Genomic DNA, 20,050 nt, shown 5'->3' on the forward strand with positions numbered 1-20,050 from the left:
TCAAAAATTGTATTTTAAACCTATATATATGCGTAAAAAAAATTAAAGTTGTTTTTGATATGTTCTGAATTTTAGTAGCTTCATATACTTTTAAATGATTGATTTTTAACTAATTAAATTTTTAATGCTATGAAAAATTTATTCAGCTTCCTCGTAATTGGATTTATTTTTATTTCCTGTAATCCAGATAAAACCTCGAGTGAATCAGAAAGTGTTTGGCCTGGATCACTGGAGAAAGAGGTATATAACATTGAATTGGAATTTGATGAATCATCAGGTTTTGTTCCACTGAAAAATAATCCTAACTGCAAAAATGGCTTAGACGGTAAAGCTTGTCAAAGTGACGCTTTGGAACTTAGAAATAGCGTGCTTGAAATAATCAAGAAAATTGATGATTCTATACAAGTAGATACCATGCATATCAGAGTTTATCTAGATGTGTCAGTATACTTGGATGGCTTGACACCCTTGCAATATCTAAAAATTGAGGATAATGCAATTGTTCATCATTATGTAGTTTCTCAACCATTTGAAATCCAAGCTAGACGACCAATCATGCAAACTGATTATATACAGCAAGCAAGGCGCCCAATAATGCAGGAACAATTTAGGTATGATTCACTATCCAAAACTAGTATGATGGTCAAAGAAATTGGTGGTGGTCAACCCGGCTCTTCAAATCCAACTCATCGTGTTTGGATAGTTGACAGTGGAATTGATTCCACACATCAAGATCTGAATTTTGGACAAAGTGAGGCTGCTCTTTCGTTTGATTTTTCTATAGGTAATAGCAAAAATCCTTTTGAGGATGGTTACGGGCATGGAACATTTTTAGCTGGAGCGATAGGAGGATTAGCCTCTTCAAAACCGATTTTCGCTGAGGGATATGGTATAAATGGAGTTTTTCCTCTTGCAAAAATGGTTTCGATAAAGATTTTTAATGAAACAGGTAGGACAAACAGTGGAAGAGTTACATCGGCCTTGTCCTATATATTTAGCTCTGCAAAGTCAGGAGATGTGGTGAATTTAAGCTGGGGACTGAATATCTCCTCTGGAGATTGTGAAGCAAATCAGTATAAGAAGATATATGAATGGATTGATAAGCTAGCAATCAAAGGAGTATATGTTGTAATGTCTGCAGGAAATGAAGAACAGGAATCATTGACCAATTTCCCTGGATGTATTGATTTAGCATCCCAGCCAGCTTCTGTTAAATCCAAGATTTTCACCATCGGATCAGTAGAAGTTCCTATTTCTGGATCCTATTATTACTCTTTCTTCTCAAATTACGGGAGACCTTCAATTGATTATTTGACTCCTGGAGAGGATATTTTTACTACAGCCCCAGGTGGCAAATACGTGCTAGTGTCTGGAACTTCTTTGTCCGCAGCAATATTCTCAGGGATTCTTTATCATAATTCCGGCGTAGGTACTCTTGCAATAATCAAAAGAGGCGCCGTCCCTGGAGGTACTAATCCTGATTATCCAATTGCGAAAGTTGGGAATTAACATACTGAAGAATAATAAGTAATAGCTGACTTTAAATCTCAATCTTTAAATCAGCTATTACTTTTGTTGACCTAGATCGTTGGATTGTAGTTCTTGATTTAGCTCGTACAGTTTAGTATCTATTTGGTTTAGTACTTTCTTCAATGCAGGATCCTTTAGATAGTCTTTAAAAATGGGGTTTGTTCTGATTTGAAATACATCTCTATAGCCACTGGTAAAAGCTTGATTTAGGTATTGGACTAGCAGTGTTTTGTTGTTTCTTATTGCCTCCAATTGAGCTAGATCAAACCATAGATTCGAATCATTTTTAATTGATTCCACAGAAGTTTCCCGTGCATTTAGTGCGATATCAGTCAGTAACTTTGCTTGGGATTTGTCACCCTTTTGTAAATAGGCATGAGCTAAGAAAATTGGAGTGGAATCATAAATGTCATCAACAGTATTGGGGTTAAGTTGTAAGACTTTTTCAAATAGCTCAATTGACCGATCCATATTTCCAGCCATAAAGGCAATGTATCCGGCTGAGGAGTAATTGTAGACTGAGTTAGTAGTATTATTCTCTAAGATTACATCAATCATCTTTAAGGCCTTAGTTTTATCACCTTGTTCAAGATAGACATAGGCAAGTTGTTCGGCAGTTACAGCATCAAAGGTGATGGTGTTTGATTTTTCTAGCCAGTTGATTGCAGTCTCTTGGTGACCTAGGATTCTATAAATCCAACCTGTGATTTGAGTAGGAATGTAGTTGGTAGGGTTTAAGGATGCCGATTTAATCTGGAGGTCTAATGCACGAATTAGGTCTCCCTGTGTCATGTAAACTGTAGCCAAATTCCCAATGGCACCACTCAGGTTTGGGTTGAGTACCAAGGCCTTTTCCAAAGCGATCTGTGCTAAATCAATATTACCTTGATAATAATATACAGATCCTGCAGACTTATATGCCTCTTCGAGATAAGGGTCAATATCCAAGGCATGGCCATTCGCCTTCAAACTGGAATCAAGCCATGTTTCTTCTTCACCATAATAAACAAGTCTTGCGTAGGAATCTGCGAGACCAGTATAGGCTAATGCATAATTTGGATCAATATTAAGAGCGGATTTAAAATGCCTAATAGACTCTAAAGTTTCACTTTTGTTGCTTCTGCCATAACTTTCCTTTCCCTTGAGATAGAGTTCATATGCTTCAAAACTGTTAGTTTGTTCTTTAGAAATCTGCTCTTTTTCTTTTGAGCTGAGATTGATATTGAGGACTGTGGCTATTGTGGAAGCAATCTCGGTTTGGACTTTGAAAATATCCTTCACTTCTCTATTGAAGGTTTCAGTCCAGAGGTTTTTATTTTCTATAGGATCTATCAGCTGGACATTTATTCGGATTTTATCTCCAATCCATTCTATTGAACCTTTGAGGATAGTGCTCACATCCAACATTCTAGCAATAGAATCCAAAGGGATTTCTGAGTCTTGATATTTGGAAACGGCATCCTTGTCAATCACCTTAATTCCTTCAATTTTAGAAAGGTGTGATATAACATCCTCCGTGAGCCCATCTGCAAAAAACATCAGATCAGGATTGGAAATGGTGTTAGTGAATGGCAATACAGCGACAGATTTATCCTTTTCCCAAGTGTAATCATTCCATAGTAAGGAAAAGATCAAAAAAATGGACAAGAGAACGGCTACGCCTAATCCAACCCAAAACTTCCAAGGTTCTTTTTCCTGAGATTTTATAGTGCTGATCATCTCCTTGCGTTTGGGAACCGCGAGTGGGGTATTGCTTAAAGCATAAATCTCTAATTCTTTTGCTACATTTTTAAGGCGAAAAGCACCTAAACTCACATATGTTAATTTTGAGATTTGAGGGAGTTGCTCTAATACTTTGGATGAAAAAAGCACACAAGATGGTACTCCTATGCTTTGAACCCGTGATGCTACATTAACTGCGTCACCAAAAACATCTCCATGGTCTAAAATAACTCCTCCGCAGTGTAGACCAATTCGAAGTTTAAGTTCTCCTGTTGTGATCCATTCCTTTTGGATCTCAAGACTTGCTTTCAAGGCTTCTTCAGCTGTCTCAAACGTAGCCAGAATTCCATCACCAAGTTCTTTGATTACTAATCCGTGGTATTTGCTCAGAACACGTGTGTGAAGTTCCAGATTTTGCTTCATCAGCTCAAAAGCATACTCTTCATCTTGGCCCATCAGTAGGGTATATCCTACTATGTCAGAAAAATAGACGATCGATTGCTTTCGATTTAGCTCCTGATTCATGAAAAATTGTAAATGAGGGTAAGAACTCTACATTAACTCTAGTAAGTATAGCAATTAATCTAATCATTTTTCAGGAGCTTAGAAAATCGCTATTGTAAAGATCGATTCTGATTTACAATTAGTTGATTAATTTTAACTTAAGTCAAGATAGCTCTTAGTCGTTTCTTCATTTTCATTGATTGAAAATCACCTCATCCACAAAGACCCAACCTTTGCTACCAGCATTTGAGTGCCACTTTGGAAGATGCGGAAGAGGGGTAAGGGTTATTTTAAGCTTGTCGTAGTTTGTGTTTTCTAACTCAAGAGTTAGAAGTTCTGATCGTGCTGACAATGCTTTCGGTGACACGGCTGGAGAGTTACTCGCTAGCGGCTTCCAAGTTCCATTTTCGAATCCTTGAACGATCACTTTTGAAGGAGGGAAAATATGTGCTCCTTCATTATAAAGTAGGCTAAGGGATAACTTTTTAGCCTTTGGTAAACCCTTAAAGTCAACTTCTAGCACCATAGGTTCATCCTGAAAACCCAACCATTTTTGACCATGATTTGACGCGTCAGCCTTTTCCAAATCAAAAAGAGTCGCAGGCCCGGAAGCATTATACTTTGAATTTGGCTCGTAAACCAAAGAGAATTTAGAAGGCTTGATTCCAGAATGGATGTAAACAGATTCAGTTGGTTTAGATCCTTTCCAATCCTTTGCAAATGCTTTTGCTATGACCTTTCCTGTATTTGTAACAAACAGTGGTTTGGTATAAATCGTACTGGAAATGCTATCTGGCTCGGTTCCATCGAGTGTGTAGCGGATCTCAGCTGTTTTTATTGGGTGCGAGAGCTTTAACTCAAGACTATCTTGATAGATTATTTCCGATTGGGAAATGATTGGGCTATTCAAATCATAAATTATTCCCTTACCATCAAAGCCAAAGTCTATTTCAGTTTCTGGAAGTGCCTTTTTTATGGTTTCCTGATCTTGACTACTCATTGCTGTTTCCCATAAATAAAGCTTTTTCAAAGACTTCATCTTAGCGAGATTTTGTATAGACACTTGATTAACTATGTTGCCGGAAATGGCCAGAACTTCTAAGTTATTGAGTTCAGAAATTACTTTTAGCTGGTCAGCATCCAAGTCAGTGAAGTTTAGTTGAAGCTCTTCCAGATGTTTGAAGTCCTTCAAAAACTTAAGATCAACACCAGTCAAAGGCATCTTGTTTAGACTAAATCGAACGATTTGGTCACTGACTATATTTAGGTCCGAAAGTGATTTAGGTGGAAAAGCGGAGATGCCAAAATAGGAGACATCCAAAGCTGGAGACTCAGGGAAAAGAGCTTGAACAGATCTGTATGAAGTGTTTAATTCCTGAATATCGTCTTTGTCAGCAGCGTCAAAGGAATAGATTTTATTTCCTTCAAACTTCACAGAAGCCAATTGGTAGAGTTCATTTTTAGTAGGAAGCGTAACCAGCTTTTGTTCAAAACTAGCTCCAGAGGCAACCCATTCACTTAAGATCAGAAACTCTTCTTCAGTCAATTGAGTCTTGTTCTTAGGAGGCATATGTTTCTTGTCATCCTCAGGAAGATTGATTCGCTGGATAAGCATTGATTTTTCAAAATCTCCAGCCAAAACAAATGGTCCGGATTTTCCACCTTTTTGCAAACCTTCGATATGATCCATTCTTAGCTTGCCTTTGATCTTGCCTTCTTTATGGCAACTGATACATTTAGCCTGTAAAATCGGCTGAACTACATGTTCAAAAATTTCAGCCTCAGCCAAGGGAATTACTTCAATTTCATTTGACTGTATGGGAGCCAGAAGAAAATCTTCCCCATGTGTCAATCCTGCTCCCCAATGACCTGTAGCAATAATTGCGATGGCGAGAGCTACACTGGAAAGGCGAATGAAATTTGCTTTAATAGATCTGAAAAAATAAAGCAACACACAGCCTCCGAAAACTACCAGTCCTCCCCATTTGTGCCAAGTGAGTATCTCTCCGGTATATTCTTCCTGAGCCAGAATCAGCCCTGCCAACACAGTGATTCCTGCAAAATTACAGCCTGCGAGAAAGCTGATTTCTCCTATTTCTCTGATCTCAGGTTTTTTGTCAATTCCTGGAATCCAGAAAAAGAGCAAGCCCATTAAGAGCAATACAATAGGGAAGTGCAAAAGTATAGGATGGCTTCTGCCGACAACCTGTAGCCAGTCGGGTAACACCAGAGAATTTCCCGCAAGGGTAATGATGAGTGTGAGACCTATCCAGACAAAAAGGGTGTTTTCCAGAATAGATCTGATCGAAGAAATCTTGAGCATATTGATTCTAAGCAATTAAGTCTTTTACTACTTTGCCAGAGACATCCGTCAGGCGATATCTTCTTCCTAGGTGTTTGTATGTCATGCGCTCGTGATCAATTCCCATAAGATGAAGGACCGTAGCTTGGAAATCATGAACGTGCACAGGGTTTTCGGTGATGTTGTAGCCAAATTCATCGGTTTCGCCATAGACCATTCCAGACTTCACTCCGCCACCTGCCATCCATATAGAGAATGCGCGAGGATGGTGATCACGACCATAGTTATCCACCAAGATTTTTCCTTGGCAATAATTCGTTCTCCCAAATTCACCCCCCCAGATTACCAATGTCTCATCAAGCAATCCTCTTTGCTTTAAATCTGTAATCAAAGCAGCTGAGGCCTGATCCACATCTTCTGCCTGAAGTCTCATTTCATTTGGCAAATTGCCATGCTGATCCCAACCTTGGTGGTAGAGTTGAACGAATCGAACGCCGCTCTCAGACAGTTTTCTAGCCAAAAGACAATTGGCAGCATAGGTGCCTGGAACCAAGCAATCTGGTCCGTAGAGTTTGATGATACTCTCTGGCTCCTTGGAAATATCAGTCATTTCCGGAACGGCTGTTTGCATACGATAAGCCATTTCATATTGCTTTACTTTCGCGGAAATCTCAGGATCATTGAATTGCTGCATGCTTAAATTATTCATCTCAGCAATCTGATCTATCATTTTCCTTCTTTCGGCGCGACTCATTGATTCCGGGTCTTTGAGATAAAGGACTGGGTCTTCAGAATTGGAAAACTGAACGCCTTGGTGAGTGGCGTCTAAGAAGCCATTACTCCAAAGCTTAGAATAAACCCCTTGTCCATTGCCACGTCCACGACTAAGCAAAACGGAAAATGCAGGAAGATTACTATTCTCAGATCCTAATCCGTAGCTCAACCAAGACCCCATACTTGGACGGTTTCCTACTTGAGCACCTGTCTGGAAAAAAGTAAGTGCAGGATCATGATTGATTGCATCTGTATGCATGGATTTCACGATACATATATCATCAACAATTCCGGCTGTATGTGGAAAAACCTCTGATATCCAAGCTCTTGATTCTCCGTATTGGTCAAATTTGTAGTGAGAACCTACCAAAGGAAAGGAGGATTGACCAGCGGTCATTCCGGTGAGTCGCTGCGTTCCACGAATAGATTCAGGAAGTTCTTCTCCCATTCTCTTATTCAAAAGAGGCTTATAATCAAATGATTCCAATTGACTTGGAGCACCATTTTGAAATAGATAAATAACTCTTTTCGCCTTCGGAGCAAAATGAGGAAGTGCCTTCATCATAGCTTCTTCGGCCTCAGCTTTTCCAGAAAAAAGGTCAGGAACCAATAGAGATCCCAGTGCTAGACTTCCAACCCCAAGGCTAAGTCTGGAAAGGAATTTCCTTCGATTGTGATTGAGTCCTTCTTCTAATATTTCCTTTTCCATATCAACTCTTGGTAATGGTTTCTTCCAGATTATAAATACTCACGATCACTTGCATGAGCGCTGCGGTTTCTGGATTGATATTTTTTTCTTCCAGTGGATATTCACCTACACTTAAAGTAGGGAGCACCTGGTCTGGATTTTCACTGAATCTCTCTAATTGATCTTTGTAATACGAAAGTAGAATTGACTTTTCCTTACTGCTCAAATCCCTGCAAACGATACGTTTGAAAGAGGTGGAAATAGCATTTTCTCCATCCTTGTATTCGTCCCACATTTTGCCAGCCAGTACACGGGATGCTTCCAAAATCATTGGATCATTCATCATCACTAGTGCTTGTAATGGCGTATTTGTTCTGCTTCTTCCTATCTCACATCGATCACGATTACTGGAATCAAATATGATCGCCTTAGGCGGTGGGACAGTAAGTTTAATGAAATTGTATAGACCTCTACGGTAGAGTTTATCGCCCTTATCCTGAACATATGTTGCCAAAACTCCTCTTCCAGAGGTAGCAGCTTCCCAAATTCCTTCTGGCATATATGGCTTAAGACTTGGACCTCCCAGTGTTCTTACTAAAAGTCCACTGCTAGCAAGTACCAAGTCCTGAATGTTTTCTGCAGGTAATCGAAGGCGGGGTGCTCTAGCCAAATATAAATTGTCAGGATCTGTATTGAGATGCTTTTCAGTAATTACAGCTGACTGCTTATAGGTAGCAGAGCTAAGAATTTGCTTCATCAGGCGCTTGATGTCCCAACCATTTTCCATAAAGTCAACTGCCAACCAGTCCAATAACTCAGGATGTGTAGGAAGATCTCCCTGCATACCAAAATCACCAGCAGATTTGACTATGCCTTGACCGAAAATCTCTTGCCACATCAGGTTCACAAATACTCTAGCTGTCAGGGGATTTTCTCTTGCAGTGATCCATTTTGCCAAGCCCAGACGATTCTTTTCAAGGTCGTCCGGGAATTCCATAATGGAACTAGGAGTGGAGGGCTCCACCTCCGTAGTAGGCGCATCATACACACCCCGATCGAGAATGTACGTTGGTCGCTGCTCATCTAGTTCTCCCATCACAGAGATGCTTAATTTGGATGTGTCAGCGTAATTAATAAAGCTGAGGATGCCTGATAAATCTTCCTGATCTACCCATAAAATTGGTGTTTTAGCAGGTTTGGATTGAGAAACGTCCCCTTGGTATCCTTTTTCAGGTGTATTATTGAAAAAGGCAAACATCTCATAATACTCTTTCTGCGAAAATGGGTCGTACTTATGATCATGACACTGGGCACACTCTATTGTGATTCCCAAAAGCCCTTTACTTACTGTATTTGTTTTGTCAAGTACATATTCGATTCGGTATTCCTCGTCGATTACGCCTCCTTCTTCTGTGTATTTGTGATTTCTATTGAAGGCTGTCGCCAAAATCTGTTCTTTGCTTGCATCAGGCAAAAGGTCTCCCGCAAGTTGCCATGTGACAAATTGGTCATAAGACATATTTTCGTTGAATGCATGAATCACCCAATCCCGATAAGGCCACTGAGTTCGGATATTATCGTCCTGATAGCCATAGCTATCTGAATATCTTGAAATATCCATCCAGAGAATTGCCATTTTCTCTCCAAAACCTGGATCATCTAATAAGCCTTCCAATAAATCTTCATAGGAAAGTTTACCAGTGAAATCTCCAAATCTATCCAAAACTTCGGGACTTGGTGGGAGTCCTGTTAGATCTAGACTTGCCCGCTTGATCAGTTCATTAGGTTTAGCTTCAGGATTAGGTTGAAGGCCTTTTTCCTTCATTTTCTTTAATGCAAAGCGATCTATTTCAGTGAGGGTCCAGTCAGTTTCTTCAGGGAGGGGGGATTTTTCTGCAGGTACGAAAGCCCAGTGTGGTTCATATTTAGCACCTTGTTCGATCCACTTTTTGATCAGCTGGATTTCCAAATTGGATAAGGCAAGATTAGAATCTGGAGGAGGCATGAGCTCTCCTGGGTCTTCGGAAGTGATTCTATGGTAGACTGTTGATTCTTCTAGGTTCCCAGGCTTAATCACAAAATGATTTGGGTCTTCTTTCAGTGCAGCATAAGCACCAGCTTCGGTGTCCAGACGTAGGTCAGATTCGCGTTTGTTAGCGTCTGGGCCATGACACGCAAAGCATTTGTCAGAAAGAATAGGGCGAATATGAAAGTTATAGCTGACTTGTTCAATTCCCGAAACTTGTATTTCATTGGACTGCTTTGAGTTACAACTGAAAATTGCCAATCCAAAGCTAGAGAAAGCTAGAAGTCTAAATATATTGGGATACGCCATTTTTGGGTCAAATCGATAGTTAAATCACTCTCAAACTAGCGATAATTTGGACAAAAGCTGTCCTGATAGTAGAATTATTCTTTTGCTTTTTTGACAAAAGGAAAAAAACTTAACCAAAAATATTAATGAATAGAAAAACGTTTTGTGATATTTAAAGAAAAATGTTTTTAGAAATCATATTGAAATACCTGTACCTATAAACAGAAAAAGCTGCCCAGTTGGACAGCTTTTCTATATATTAAGGTATTTAAATTATCCTTTTATAACTGAGAAGTCAAAGTCTTCCAAGAATTTCGTGGTGAAATTTCCTGCTTTGAACTGCTCATTTTCTAATAGCGCGATGTGGAAAGGAATGGTGGTTTTGATACCGTCAATTACAAATTCCTCAAGAGCTCGTTTCATTCTCACAATTACCTCTTCTCTTGATTGCCCGCTGACAATCAGCTTTGCAATCATGGAGTCGTAATTAGGAGGAATCACATAGCCTGCATATACATGCGAATCAATTCTCACACCACGTCCACCAGGTACATGAAGGTTTTGAATCTTTCCAGGACTTGGTCTGAAACCATGAGTAGGATCCTCTGCGTTGATTCTACATTCCATAGCATATAGCTTAGGATAGTAATTTCTTCCAGAAATAGTCTCGCCTGCAGCCACTTTGATTTGTTCTTTGATCAAGTCAAAATCAGTAACTTCTTCAGTAATCGGATGCTCCACTTGAATACGAGTATTCATTTCCATGAAGAAGAAATTGCGATGCTTGTCCACAAGGAATTCTACTGTACCAGCGCCTTCGTATGCGATGGCCTCAGCACCTTTGATGGCAGCTTTGCCCATTTCTTCGCGAAGTTCATCCGTGATGAATGGAGAAGGAGTTTCTTCAATCAGTTTCTGATGTCTTCTCTGAATTGAACAATCTCTTTCCGAAAGATGACAAGCTTTTCCTGTTCTATCTCCGATGATCTGAATCTCAATATGTCGAGGTTCCTCTACATATTTCTCAAGGTACAAGCCATCGTTGCCAAAGGCTGCAGCTGATTCCATTCTTGCATCATCCCAAGCTTTTTTGAATCCTGCTTCTTCACGGACAATCCTCATTCCTCGACCACCACCACCGGCAGTTGCTTTTAGAATGATAGGATAACCCATTTCAGAGGCAAGTTTGACACCTTGCTCCATGGATTCCAGAATGCCTTCAGAACCCGGGATAGTAGGTACTCCAGCAGCTTTCATGGTTGCTTTGGCCGTAGCCTTGTCACCCATTTGATTGATCATCTCAGCACTAGCACCGATGAATTTGATTCCGTATTCTTCACAGATTTTAGAAAATTCTGCATTCTCAGAAAGGAAGCCATATCCTGGGTGAATAGCATCTGCATTGGTTATTTCTGCAGCGGCAATGATTCTTGGGATGTTTAGATAGGAGTCGCGGCTTGGTGCCGGTCCTATACAGACAGCTTCGTCAGCAAATCTGACATGTAAGCTATCCTTATCCGCAGTGGAGTAAACTGCCACTGTCTCTATCCCCATTTCTTTACAGGTACGGATGATTCTTAAGGCAATTTCGCCTCTGTTGGCGATTAGTATTTTTTTAAACACAGCTATTTATTTTTTGGTGAAAAAATTAACCCGCTGGATCTACAAGGAATAATGGCTGATCGTATTCTACAGGAGTAGAATTGCTAACCAAGATTTTGACGATTTTACCGGAAATTTCAGATTCGATCTCATTGAAAAGCTTCATAGCCTCAATGATACAAACTGTTTGTCCGGTTTTGATGGAGTCTCCAACAGCTACAAACGGATCAGCATCTGGGCTTGATGTCATGTAAAATGTACCGATCATTGGGGATTTGATCTCTACCAAATTAGATGGAGTAGCTTCAGCAGCAGGTGCTGGAGCAGGAGCAGGAGCAGCAATAGCCGCCGGTGCAGGTGCCGCCGCCATTTCTACCATTCTTGGAGCATTGGATTCTGCATATTTCTTAATAGAAAGTTCAAACTCGTCAGTCTTGATTTTAACTTCCGCCAAACCAGAATTGGAGATGTAATCGATCAACTCCTGAATCTCTTTTGCTTTCATAGGTCTATTATTTAGAGGTGCCCTAAGGCAGTTTTTTAAATGGGTTTTAAAACAATAAAGCTGTGTAATTTAATGAACTCACACAGCTTAACTAAGTTATTTTACTCTTTCTGAGTAGGAACCATCGCGGGTATCCACCTTGATTAGGATGTCTTGCTCCACGAATAAAGGCACCATTACAGTAGCTCCAGTTTCTACGGTAGCTGCTTTCAATGCGTTTGTAGCTGTGTCACCTTTGATGCCAGGTTCGGTATAAGTAATCATCAATTCCACGAAAGGAGGAAGTTCTACTGCGAGAGGAGTTTCCGTTTCGTCGTGAATCAAAATATCCACTAACTGTCCGTCTTTCAATAGATTATATCTTTCGATAAGTTTTTCCTGTATAGAAATCTGTTCGAAAGTAGTAGTGTCCATGAAGTTGTAACCCATGTCATCGGCATATAAAAACTGATGAGGTCTTTTCTCCACTCTTGCAGTTTCTACTTTTTCTCCTGCGTTGAAAGTTTTGTCAAGCGTCTTCCCTGAAGTGATACCCTTCATTTTTGTTCTTACAAATGCAGGTCCTTTTCCAGGTTTGACATGCTGAAACTCAACAATGGAGTAGATGTCATTATTCATGACCAAACAAAGTCCGTTTTTAAAATCTGCAGTACTAGCCATAATATTATTGTCGTATTATTTTCTTATAAACTTATTTTGGGTCGTAGCCCCACTTAAGGTATATAGATCCCCAAGTGAACCCTCCTCCAAATGCAGCAAGAATTAGATTGTCGCCCTTTCTCAATTGACTTTCATAGTCCCAAAGACAAAGCGGGATTGTTGCAGCTGTAGTGTTGCCATACTTTTCGATGTTCATCATCACTTTATCAGAGCTGATTCCCATACGATTGGCAGTAGCATTGATAATTCGGAGATTAGCTTGATGAGGGACTAACCAAGCGATATCATCTCCTGTCAATCCATTTTTCTCCATGATCTCTGCACTTACGTCAGCCATGTTGGTCACTGCAAATTTGAAGACAGTAGAGCCTTCCTGATATGCAAAGTGTTCGCCAGCATCCAACGTTTCCTGAGAAGCTGGTTTGCGACTCCCTCCTGCTTTCATTTGAAGATATGGAGCTCCAGATCCATCAGATTTGAGAATTGAATCTACAATACCTAGGTCTTCGGTGGTAGGCTCTAGCATCACGGCACCTGCCCCATCACCAAATAGGATACAGGTAGCTCTGTCTGTGTAATCGACGATAGAAGACATTTTATCTGCTCCGACTACAATTACTTTCTTATGTGTTCCACTTTGGATAAACTGGTTACCAATTTGAAGTGCATATAAAAATCCTGAACATGCGGCGCCAATATCAAAGCTATAGCTGTTTTTTGCACCTACTAAATCTGCGATGATATTTCCTGTAGCGGGAAAAGGCATGTCAGGAGTTACCGTTGCACAGATGATCAAATCAACATCAAGTGGGTCTGTTCCTGTTTTTTCCAGAAGACCCTTGACGGCTTCGGCACCCATTACTGAAGTGCCTTGATTTTCTCCCTTAAGTATTCTTCTTTCTTTTATTCCTGTTCTTGAGACGATCCACTCGTCATTTGTTTCTACAAGCTTCTCAAGTTCTTTGTTAGTCAACCTGTATTCCGGAACGTAACCTTGTATTCCGGTGATCATGGCTCTTAGTTTGTCCATTATGCTGGGGTTAAGCCAAGACGATCAAATCAAAATCATCTCAAACTGTTTATTATGGATGTGTTGTATTCTGTAAGGAAGGCAAAAATATTACAATTGTCATTCTCTACCAAAAGAAATCCATCAATGGAAAGGATTAGCCTTGATAAACAAGTGTTTTTAAATAGGCATAAAGCAAAAAAAATCCATCTGCAAGTCACAAATGGATTTTTTTTGGATTATATGACTGATTAAGCCAAGATTTCTTTCTCGATGATAACTTGTCCTTTGTAGTACAATTTACCGTCCAACCAGAAAGCTCTGTGTGGTAGGTGCATTTCACCTGTAGTTTGACATTTCGCCAAACCTGGAGCCTCCAACTTGTAGTGAGTTCTTCTTTTATCTCTTCTGGTTTTCGAAATTTTTCGTTTAGGATGTGCCATTTTATGCGTGGTTTATAATTATTCCTTATTTTTTAATTTTTTTAAAAGATCCCATCTAGGATCAACTGCACTGTTATTATCTTCATTGGAATCTGATTCGTCGTCCTGATTCTGAGAATCTTGCCCATCTATGTAAGCGTAAATCCCTTCTCCTTCGTACTCCTCATCATCCATCTCATTTCTGTAGTCAGGATGAATTTTCTTTGCTGGTAATGCCAACAGAATAAATTCATAAATCAATTGAGCCACATTGACACTCGGGGTGTCCCTAGTGATCATACTCATGTTTTCGTCGATCTCCTTTTCCTCAGAGCCGTATTTGAAAATCATTTTTTCATGGAAATCCAAAGGCTCTTCAAAAGACTCCAGACTTCTATCGCAGGTCAAGGTTACTTTTCCCACGATATGAAAATTCATTTCTATTAAGTTGGCTCCCATTTTCATTTTGATCCGTACGATCAAATTGCCTTTTTTGACAAGTTCGTTGTCTTCGAATTGCTGGAAAAATGAATCTCCAATTTCGAAGTCAATTTCGTGGATGCCTTCGAGGAACTTAATGACCTCAATATCAAATGTTCTCCAGAATTTCACGATACCTCCTCTCGATTTAAGACCGCAAAAATAGTGAATTATTATAAAAGGATGAAAGAGATTCTGAAATAATCTTTGGTTTAATTTAATAAATCTCCTTTTTTCCTTCTCAATCCTCTGATTCTTGTGGGTTGTGTAATTGAATAATGTCAGCTGCAAGGAATATAGCCGCTCTCATGGAGCCTTCGTCTGCCAGATTTTTTCCTGCAATATTATAAGCAGTGCCATGATCAGGTGATGTTCTCACCACTGGCAAACCTGCAGTGAAGTTTACGCCCGTACTGAACGCCATGGATTTGAAAGGTACTAATCCTTGATCGTGATACATAGCCAGAACGCCATCAAATTTGGTTTGATGCGCCATTCCGAAGAATCCATCCGCTGGATAGGGTCCAAAGACCATTTTGTTTTGATCCTTCAGCGCGTGAATAGCAGGCTTGATGATTTTTTCTTCTTCCTCACCCAATAGTCCATCTTCACCGGCATGGGGGTTAAGTCCTAATATTGCGATTTTTGGTTTGTTGATTCCAAAGTCCTTTTCAAGGCTTTTGAGAAGGATTTTAGCTTTCTGATTAATCCGCTCCTGAGTTACATTCTCAGCCACTTTTGCCAAAGGCACATGACCAGTTACTAATCCTACTCGTAGTTGCTCTGATACCATCAGCATCAGGCTTTCTTTAGATCCGACTGCTTCGGTAATGAATTCGGTATGTCCTACAAATGGAAGCTCCTCAGAATTCACATTGTTTTTATTCAGCGGAGCCGTTACTAACGCCTGAATCTTTCCTTCTTTCAGGTCATTCACAGCCATTTTTAAAGCTTCCAATGCAAATTTCCCAGCTTCATGAGTTTCCACTCCTGGAATCACCTCAGGACATTCTTCGGACACATTGATTACATTGATCCTCTTGTGCTGAATTTCATCCAAGCTTTTAATCTGCGCAAAATTGAAATCATCTAGCCCCAATTGTTTTCTATAGAAAGTAATCGCTTTACCGTGCGCATAGATCAGCGGGGTAAACGACTTGTAAGTTCTATTGTCAAGCAAGGCTTTCATGGTGACTTCCACGCCTATACCATTGATATCGCCAATACTTATTCCGATAATGGGTTTGATCTTTCGTTGATGCATATAAAATATAATATGGACTTGGTGTTAAGGTTTGGTCATGCCAGCCTCAGTTCGCTAGTCCTTTAGAATTATTCTCTTAATTTTGATTTCGCTAATTTATAAAAATTTATCTGAGCTAACCGATGGAAAAGGTCAAAGCCAAGAAACACTTGGGACAACACTTTTTGACCGATTTGAGTATTGCGGAGCAAATAGCGCAAGCGGTCAAAGGTCATAATGAAGTAAGCAAAGTCCTTGAAATCGGGCCTGGTATGGGTGTGCTTACTGATTTCCTGCTGAAGGGAAATCTGGATTTGCACCTTATCGATATCGATAAGGAATCTATAGCTTATCTGCATAAAAAATATCCGGAATTAGGAGAGAAGATCATAGAGGGTGACTTTTTGAAAATGCATCTTCAGGAAGCATTTCCGGATAAGTTTGCTATCGTGGGCAATTTCCCATACAATATTTCTTCACAGATTTTCTTTAAAGTACTGGATGTAAAAGATCAGGTGACGGAAGTGGTGTGTATGCTACAAAAGGAAGTTGCGGAGCGTATTGCTTCGCCAAAGGGAAATAAAGACTACGGAATTTTGTCAGTGCTTTTGCAGGCATTTTACGATATAGAATACTTATTTACTGTTCCACCGCATGTATTTGATCCTCCTCCGAGAGTCAATTCTGGAGTAATACGCCTGACTCGGAACACTACTGAAAAATTGGATTGCAACGAAAAGCTCTTTAAACAGGTAGTTAAGGCAGGTTTTGGAAATAGAAGAAAAACCCTTCGAAACTGCATGAAGCCTTTTAATCTTCCTGAAGAGTTTAATTCAAATCCGATTTTGAATTTACGTGCCGAACAATTGGATGTGGCTGAATTTATATTTCTAACTCAAACAATCGAAGCTTCTCGTGGAAATCATTAAGCAGTTTGAACTTTCAAAAGAATACTTAGAAAGCCTCCAACAGGCGATTGAAACGGAAGATTTATCTTTCATTCAGGAGACGCTTGATGGAATTAATGTAGCTGATATTGCAGCACTGCTCGATGAGTTGTCGATGGAGGAGTCCATCTATGTACTTCGGGTATTGGATGCGCAGTTAGCGGCGGATATCATTATTGAGCTGGAAGCCACTACTCAGCATAGAGTATTGAAAGAGTTGGATGTCCAAGAAATGGCCAACCTGATTGAGCTAATGGACTCCGATGATGGAGCGGATATACTTAATCTTTTCTTAGAAAGAGAAAGAGAAGACATCATCAGTCACTTTCAGGATAAAGTAAAATCAGATCAAATACTTGAACTCTTACGCTATGATCAAGACACAGCTGGGGGTATTATGGCGAAGGAATACATTCGCGCAAATAAAAACTGGAATGTCGTTCAGACTATCAATGAGATCCGTCGCCAAGCAGAGAATGTAAGTAAGATCTATTCTATTTTTGTTGTAAATAATAGGCAGGAATTAATGGGGATTGTATCCCTGAAGAGAATCGTACTAGCATCCGATGAAACAAAAATCGAAGATATCTATGAGGAGGAAGTGATCTCTGTACCTACTTACATGGATCAAGAGGAAGTAGCGGAAGTAATGCGAAAGTATGATTTGGAATCACTTCCGGTAGTGAATAGTAAGAATAAGCTGGTAGGAAGGATCACTGTCGATGATATCTTGGATGTAATCCGTGAGGAAGCAGAGGAAGATATTCAGGCTATGACAGGTATATCCGATACCGTCGATGAGTATGATAGTGTGATTAAGCTTTCCAAAGCCAGATTACCTTGGTTATTAATCGGTATCTGTGGTGGTTTGCTTGGTGCGGGGTTTATAGGTTTTTTCGAAGAGGGGCTTAGTAAGGTAACAGCTCTTGCCTTTTTTATTCCTCTGATTACAGCGACTGGCGGAAATGTAGGTATCCAGACTTCTTCCATCGTGGTGCAATCTCTGGCTAGCAAATCAATTTTTGATGATTCGATGGCCAAGAGATTTCTGAAGGTGTTGCTAGTAGCAATATTGAACGGATTGATCTTAGCTACTTTCGTGTTTGGCGTGGTTGTTTTGTTTTACAAAACCGACGTAGCATTTGCGATGGTGGTGTCAATAGCCTTGTTTTCAGTCGTGCTTCTTGCTTCATTTATGGGGACAATCACACCAATAATACTTGATAAAATAGGTATAAATCCGGCTTTGGCTTCTGGACCTTTTATCACCACTGCAAATGACCTCATTGGTCTTGCGGTTTACTTTTTGGTAGCCATGTCCTTGTTACACATTTAATTTCTTTCAAAAATGAAGATTCTTATCATTGACGAGATGCATGAAAGTATCATGCCTATGCTGCAAAAAGAAGGTCATGAGGTGATCTACTCTCCTGAAATCACGCGAGAGGGAATCATTAATACTGTAGCGGAATTTGATGGACTCATTATTAGATCAAAAACTCCGATGGATCGGGATCTGCTAGAGCGAGCTACTAATCTTAAATTTATTGGTAGGGCGGGAGCTGGTCTAGACAAGATTGATCTGGAGTATATGGCAGAAAAAGATATTAAGCTTTTTCATGCTGCAAAAGGAAATCGAGATGCGGTTGCTGAACATGCCGTCGGGATGCTGTTGGCGTTATTTAATAATGTCGGAAAAGCTGATCAGGAAGTGAGAAAAGGCATTTGGGATCGAGAAGGAAACCGTGGTCATGAGCTAGCAGGTAAAACTGTAGGAATTATGGGCTATGGTAATATGGGCAAATCCTTTGCTCATAGACTTCAAGGTTTTAAAGTTGACATTCTGGCTTATGATAAGTATAAGATGGATTTTGGAGATGATTACGTTCAGGAAGTGATGTGGGAAAAGCTAAAAGCTGAAGCTGATGTACTGAGTATTCATGTGCCACTAACACCGGAGACAAAAGATTTTTTTACACTGAAAGAACTTAAAAGTTTCGCTAAACCTTTCTGGCTGATTAATACAGCTAGGGGAGAAGTGATAAGTTTCAAGACATTAAATGAAGCTTTGGATCAGGGGATTTTGCGTGGAGCATTGCTTGACGTATTGGAAAACGAAAAGTTCCAGAAGTTTACTCCTGATCAAAAAGCCGAATTTGAAAAGTTGGCTGCCCGTGACAATGTATTGTTTAGTCCGCACGTGGCTGGCTGGACTTATGAATCTTATGAAAAGATTAATAAAGTTTTAGCAAAAAGGATCAAAAAGGCCTTTAAGGGTTCTTAAACAAGTTTTCAAATGTTGATCAAAGAAAATGTGGCTTTGCTTTGTTTCAAAGCTTTGTTATCTTTGTAGTTCAAATACAAGCTAATAACAAGGTAACGGTCACGTCTTGCGACCGTTACTTTGTTTTTGTAGCTTTTTAATAGAGTAGATTATGGGAACAATACAATACTATACTGAAGAAGGTTTGAAGCGATTGAAGGATGAACTTCAAATGCTTAGAACAAAAGGCAGAACTGATATTTCTAATCAGATCGCTGAAGCTAGAGACAAAGGTGATCTAAGCGAGAATGCCGAATATGATGCCGCAAAGGATGCGCAGGGGCACCTGGAGCTTAAGATTGCGAAATTGGAAAAAGTAGTTGGAAATGCTAGAGTTCTAGACAGTTCTCAATTGGATACATCAAAGGTTGGGATTTTGACTACGGTGAAGATCAAAAACGTGAAAAATGGCATGACTGTAAGTTATACTTTAGTATCTGAAGAAGAGGCTGATTTGAAAGCAGGAAAGATCTCGCTTGCTTCTCCATTTGGAAAAGGGCTTGTAGGTAAAAAAATCGGTGAAATCGCTGAGGTAGTTGCTCCAGCAGGAACACTTCAATTCGAAATATTAGATATTACATTCTAAATCAATCCCGGCATATGTCGGGATTTTTATTTTTACAGATTATGGCTTCAATTTTCACCAAAATCATCAATCGAGAAATTCCCGCTCAGATCGTAGCTGAGGATGAAAATTACATTGCTTTCCTGGATATCATGCCTTTAGTCAAAGGCCATGTGCTAGTTGTTCCCAAGCAAGAAGTAGATTACATTTTTGATTTGGAGCCGGAGGTGCTTTCTGGCTTACATATTTTTGCGCAGCGAGTTGCGAAGGCCATCGATAAGACCATCAAGTGCACAAGAGTAGGCGTCGCTGTGATCGGCTTGGAAGTTCCCCATGTTCACGTGCATCTCGTCCCTTTGAATTCAATGGATGATATCAATTTCACTCGTGCGAAGCTGAAGCTTAGTAAGGAGGAATTGGCAGAAATTGCAGATTCCATTCGAGCTGGTTTTTGATTGTA

At 39.9% G+C, this 20,050-nt stretch carries 17 protein-coding genes; 6 read left to right on the forward strand and 11 right to left on the reverse strand.

Features of this window, described 5'->3' with window-relative positions; all coding sequences use genetic code 11:
* Window positions 1–129: 129 nt before the first annotated feature.
* Window positions 130–1,509, forward strand: coding sequence for a S8 family peptidase (locus ESV85_RS18295; protein WP_146920173.1), 1,380 nt, complete (start codon window positions 130–132; stop codon window positions 1,507–1,509).
* Window positions 1,510–1,566: 57 nt separating this feature from the next.
* Here ESV85_RS18295 and ESV85_RS18300 read toward each other — a convergent pair whose 3' ends face one another.
* The 11 genes from ESV85_RS18300 to pdxA form a co-directional block, all read right to left on the reverse strand.
* Complete coding sequence (locus tag ESV85_RS18300; protein ID WP_146920175.1) at window positions 1,567–3,777, reverse strand: adenylate/guanylate cyclase domain-containing protein; 2,211 nt, start codon at window positions 3,775–3,777, stop codon at window positions 1,567–1,569.
* A gap of 172 nt (window positions 3,778–3,949) precedes the next feature.
* Window positions 3,950–6,079 carry a c-type cytochrome domain-containing protein gene (locus ESV85_RS18305; RefSeq protein ID WP_146920177.1) on the reverse strand — a complete coding sequence of 710 codons (2,130 nt, stop codon included), beginning with the start codon at window positions 6,077–6,079 and terminating at the stop codon, window positions 3,950–3,952.
* Window positions 6,080–6,086: 7 nt separating this feature from the next.
* Window positions 6,087–7,541 (reverse strand): DUF1501 domain-containing protein, encoded by a 1,455-nt coding sequence (locus ESV85_RS18310; RefSeq protein WP_146920179.1) that lies wholly within the window; start codon window positions 7,539–7,541, stop codon window positions 6,087–6,089.
* Between the two features lies 1 nt (window position 7,542).
* The gene (locus tag ESV85_RS18315) at window positions 7,543–9,855 is read right to left on the reverse strand and encodes a PSD1 and planctomycete cytochrome C domain-containing protein (protein ID WP_146920181.1); all 2,313 of its coding nucleotides are present in this window, start codon (window positions 9,853–9,855) and stop codon (window positions 7,543–7,545) included.
* Window positions 9,856–10,107: 252 nt separating this feature from the next.
* A complete protein-coding gene (accC, locus tag ESV85_RS18320) occupies window positions 10,108–11,457 on the reverse strand; it encodes an acetyl-CoA carboxylase biotin carboxylase subunit (RefSeq protein WP_146920183.1) in 1,350 nt (449 codons plus the stop codon).
* Between the two features lie 25 nt (window positions 11,458–11,482).
* Window positions 11,483–11,941, reverse strand: a complete 459-nt coding sequence (gene accB / locus ESV85_RS18325; RefSeq protein WP_146920185.1) for an acetyl-CoA carboxylase biotin carboxyl carrier protein — start codon at window positions 11,939–11,941, stop codon at window positions 11,483–11,485.
* Between the two features lie 96 nt (window positions 11,942–12,037).
* Window positions 12,038–12,601 carry an elongation factor P gene (efp, locus tag ESV85_RS18330; protein ID WP_146920187.1) on the reverse strand — a complete coding sequence of 188 codons (564 nt, stop codon included), beginning with the start codon at window positions 12,599–12,601 and terminating at the stop codon, window positions 12,038–12,040.
* 31 nt (window positions 12,602–12,632) lie between these two features.
* Window positions 12,633–13,631: a beta-ketoacyl-ACP synthase III gene (locus ESV85_RS18335; RefSeq protein WP_146920189.1), complete on the reverse strand. Its 999-nt coding sequence runs from the start codon at window positions 13,629–13,631 to the stop codon at window positions 12,633–12,635.
* A gap of 230 nt (window positions 13,632–13,861) precedes the next feature.
* Window positions 13,862–14,053, reverse strand: a complete 192-nt coding sequence (rpmF, locus tag ESV85_RS18340; protein ID WP_075352334.1) for a 50S ribosomal protein L32 — start codon at window positions 14,051–14,053, stop codon at window positions 13,862–13,864.
* An 18-nt stretch (window positions 14,054–14,071) separates the two neighbouring features.
* The gene (locus ESV85_RS18345) at window positions 14,072–14,644 is read right to left on the reverse strand and encodes a YceD family protein (protein WP_146920190.1); all 573 of its coding nucleotides are present in this window, start codon (window positions 14,642–14,644) and stop codon (window positions 14,072–14,074) included.
* A gap of 109 nt (window positions 14,645–14,753) precedes the next feature.
* Window positions 14,754–15,776, reverse strand: coding sequence for a 4-hydroxythreonine-4-phosphate dehydrogenase PdxA (pdxA, locus tag ESV85_RS18350; protein WP_146920192.1), 1,023 nt, complete (start codon window positions 15,774–15,776; stop codon window positions 14,754–14,756).
* A gap of 122 nt (window positions 15,777–15,898) precedes the next feature.
* Here pdxA and rsmA point away from each other — a divergent pair, with 122 nt between their 5' ends.
* From rsmA to ESV85_RS18375, 5 genes are all read left to right on the forward strand, one after another.
* Complete coding sequence (gene rsmA / locus ESV85_RS18355; RefSeq protein ID WP_146920194.1) at window positions 15,899–16,684, forward strand: 16S rRNA (adenine(1518)-N(6)/adenine(1519)-N(6))-dimethyltransferase RsmA; 786 nt, start codon at window positions 15,899–15,901, stop codon at window positions 16,682–16,684.
* Window positions 16,671–18,038: a magnesium transporter gene (gene mgtE, locus ESV85_RS18360; protein WP_146920196.1), complete on the forward strand. Its 1,368-nt coding sequence runs from the start codon at window positions 16,671–16,673 to the stop codon at window positions 18,036–18,038. The genes rsmA and mgtE overlap by 14 nt, the downstream gene beginning before the upstream one ends.
* Window positions 18,039–18,050: 12 nt before the next feature.
* Window positions 18,051–18,986, forward strand: coding sequence for a 2-hydroxyacid dehydrogenase (locus ESV85_RS18365; RefSeq protein WP_146920198.1), 936 nt, complete (start codon window positions 18,051–18,053; stop codon window positions 18,984–18,986).
* A 151-nt stretch (window positions 18,987–19,137) separates the two neighbouring features.
* The gene (greA, locus tag ESV85_RS18370; RefSeq protein WP_146920200.1) at window positions 19,138–19,611 is read left to right on the forward strand and encodes a transcription elongation factor GreA; all 474 of its coding nucleotides are present in this window, start codon (window positions 19,138–19,140) and stop codon (window positions 19,609–19,611) included.
* 41 nt (window positions 19,612–19,652) lie between these two features.
* Window positions 19,653–20,045 (forward strand): HIT family protein, encoded by a 393-nt coding sequence (locus tag ESV85_RS18375; protein WP_146920201.1) that lies wholly within the window; start codon window positions 19,653–19,655, stop codon window positions 20,043–20,045.
* Window positions 20,046–20,050: the final 5 nt, after the last annotated feature.

It is taken from the genome of Algoriphagus aquimarinus, from assembly GCF_007997215.1.
Taxonomy (GTDB): Bacteria; Bacteroidota; Bacteroidia; order Cytophagales; family Cyclobacteriaceae; genus Algoriphagus; species Algoriphagus aquimarinus_A.

Coding starts and splice junctions, on each gene's coding strand:
- ESV85_RS18335 (WP_146920189.1), bottom strand. CDS start 13,631: ATGGACAAACTAAGAGCCATGATCACCGGAATACAAGGTTACGTTCCG.
- greA (WP_146920200.1), top strand. CDS start 19,138: ATGGGAACAATACAATACTATACTGAAGAAGGTTTGAAGCGATTGAAG.
- ESV85_RS18295 (WP_146920173.1), top strand. CDS start 130: ATGAAAAATTTATTCAGCTTCCTCGTAATTGGATTTATTTTTATTTCC.
- ESV85_RS18375 (WP_146920201.1), top strand. CDS start 19,653: ATGGCTTCAATTTTCACCAAAATCATCAATCGAGAAATTCCCGCTCAG.
- efp (WP_146920187.1), bottom strand. CDS start 12,601: ATGGCTAGTACTGCAGATTTTAAAAACGGACTTTGTTTGGTCATGAAT.
- pdxA (WP_146920192.1), bottom strand. CDS start 15,776: ATGCATCAACGAAAGATCAAACCCATTATCGGAATAAGTATTGGCGAT.
- ESV85_RS18310 (WP_146920179.1), bottom strand. CDS start 7,541: ATGGAAAAGGAAATATTAGAAGAAGGACTCAATCACAATCGAAGGAAA.
- ESV85_RS18305 (WP_146920177.1), bottom strand. CDS start 6,079: ATGCTCAAGATTTCTTCGATCAGATCTATTCTGGAAAACACCCTTTTT.
- accB (WP_146920185.1), bottom strand. CDS start 11,941: ATGAAAGCAAAAGAGATTCAGGAGTTGATCGATTACATCTCCAATTCT.
- ESV85_RS18300 (WP_146920175.1), bottom strand. CDS start 3,777: ATGAATCAGGAGCTAAATCGAAAGCAATCGATCGTCTATTTTTCTGAC.
- ESV85_RS18315 (WP_146920181.1), bottom strand. CDS start 9,855: ATGGCGTATCCCAATATATTTAGACTTCTAGCTTTCTCTAGCTTTGGA.
- ESV85_RS18365 (WP_146920198.1), top strand. CDS start 18,051: ATGAAGATTCTTATCATTGACGAGATGCATGAAAGTATCATGCCTATG.
- rpmF (WP_075352334.1), bottom strand. CDS start 14,053: ATGGCACATCCTAAACGAAAAATTTCGAAAACCAGAAGAGATAAAAGA.
- rsmA (WP_146920194.1), top strand. CDS start 15,899: ATGGAAAAGGTCAAAGCCAAGAAACACTTGGGACAACACTTTTTGACC.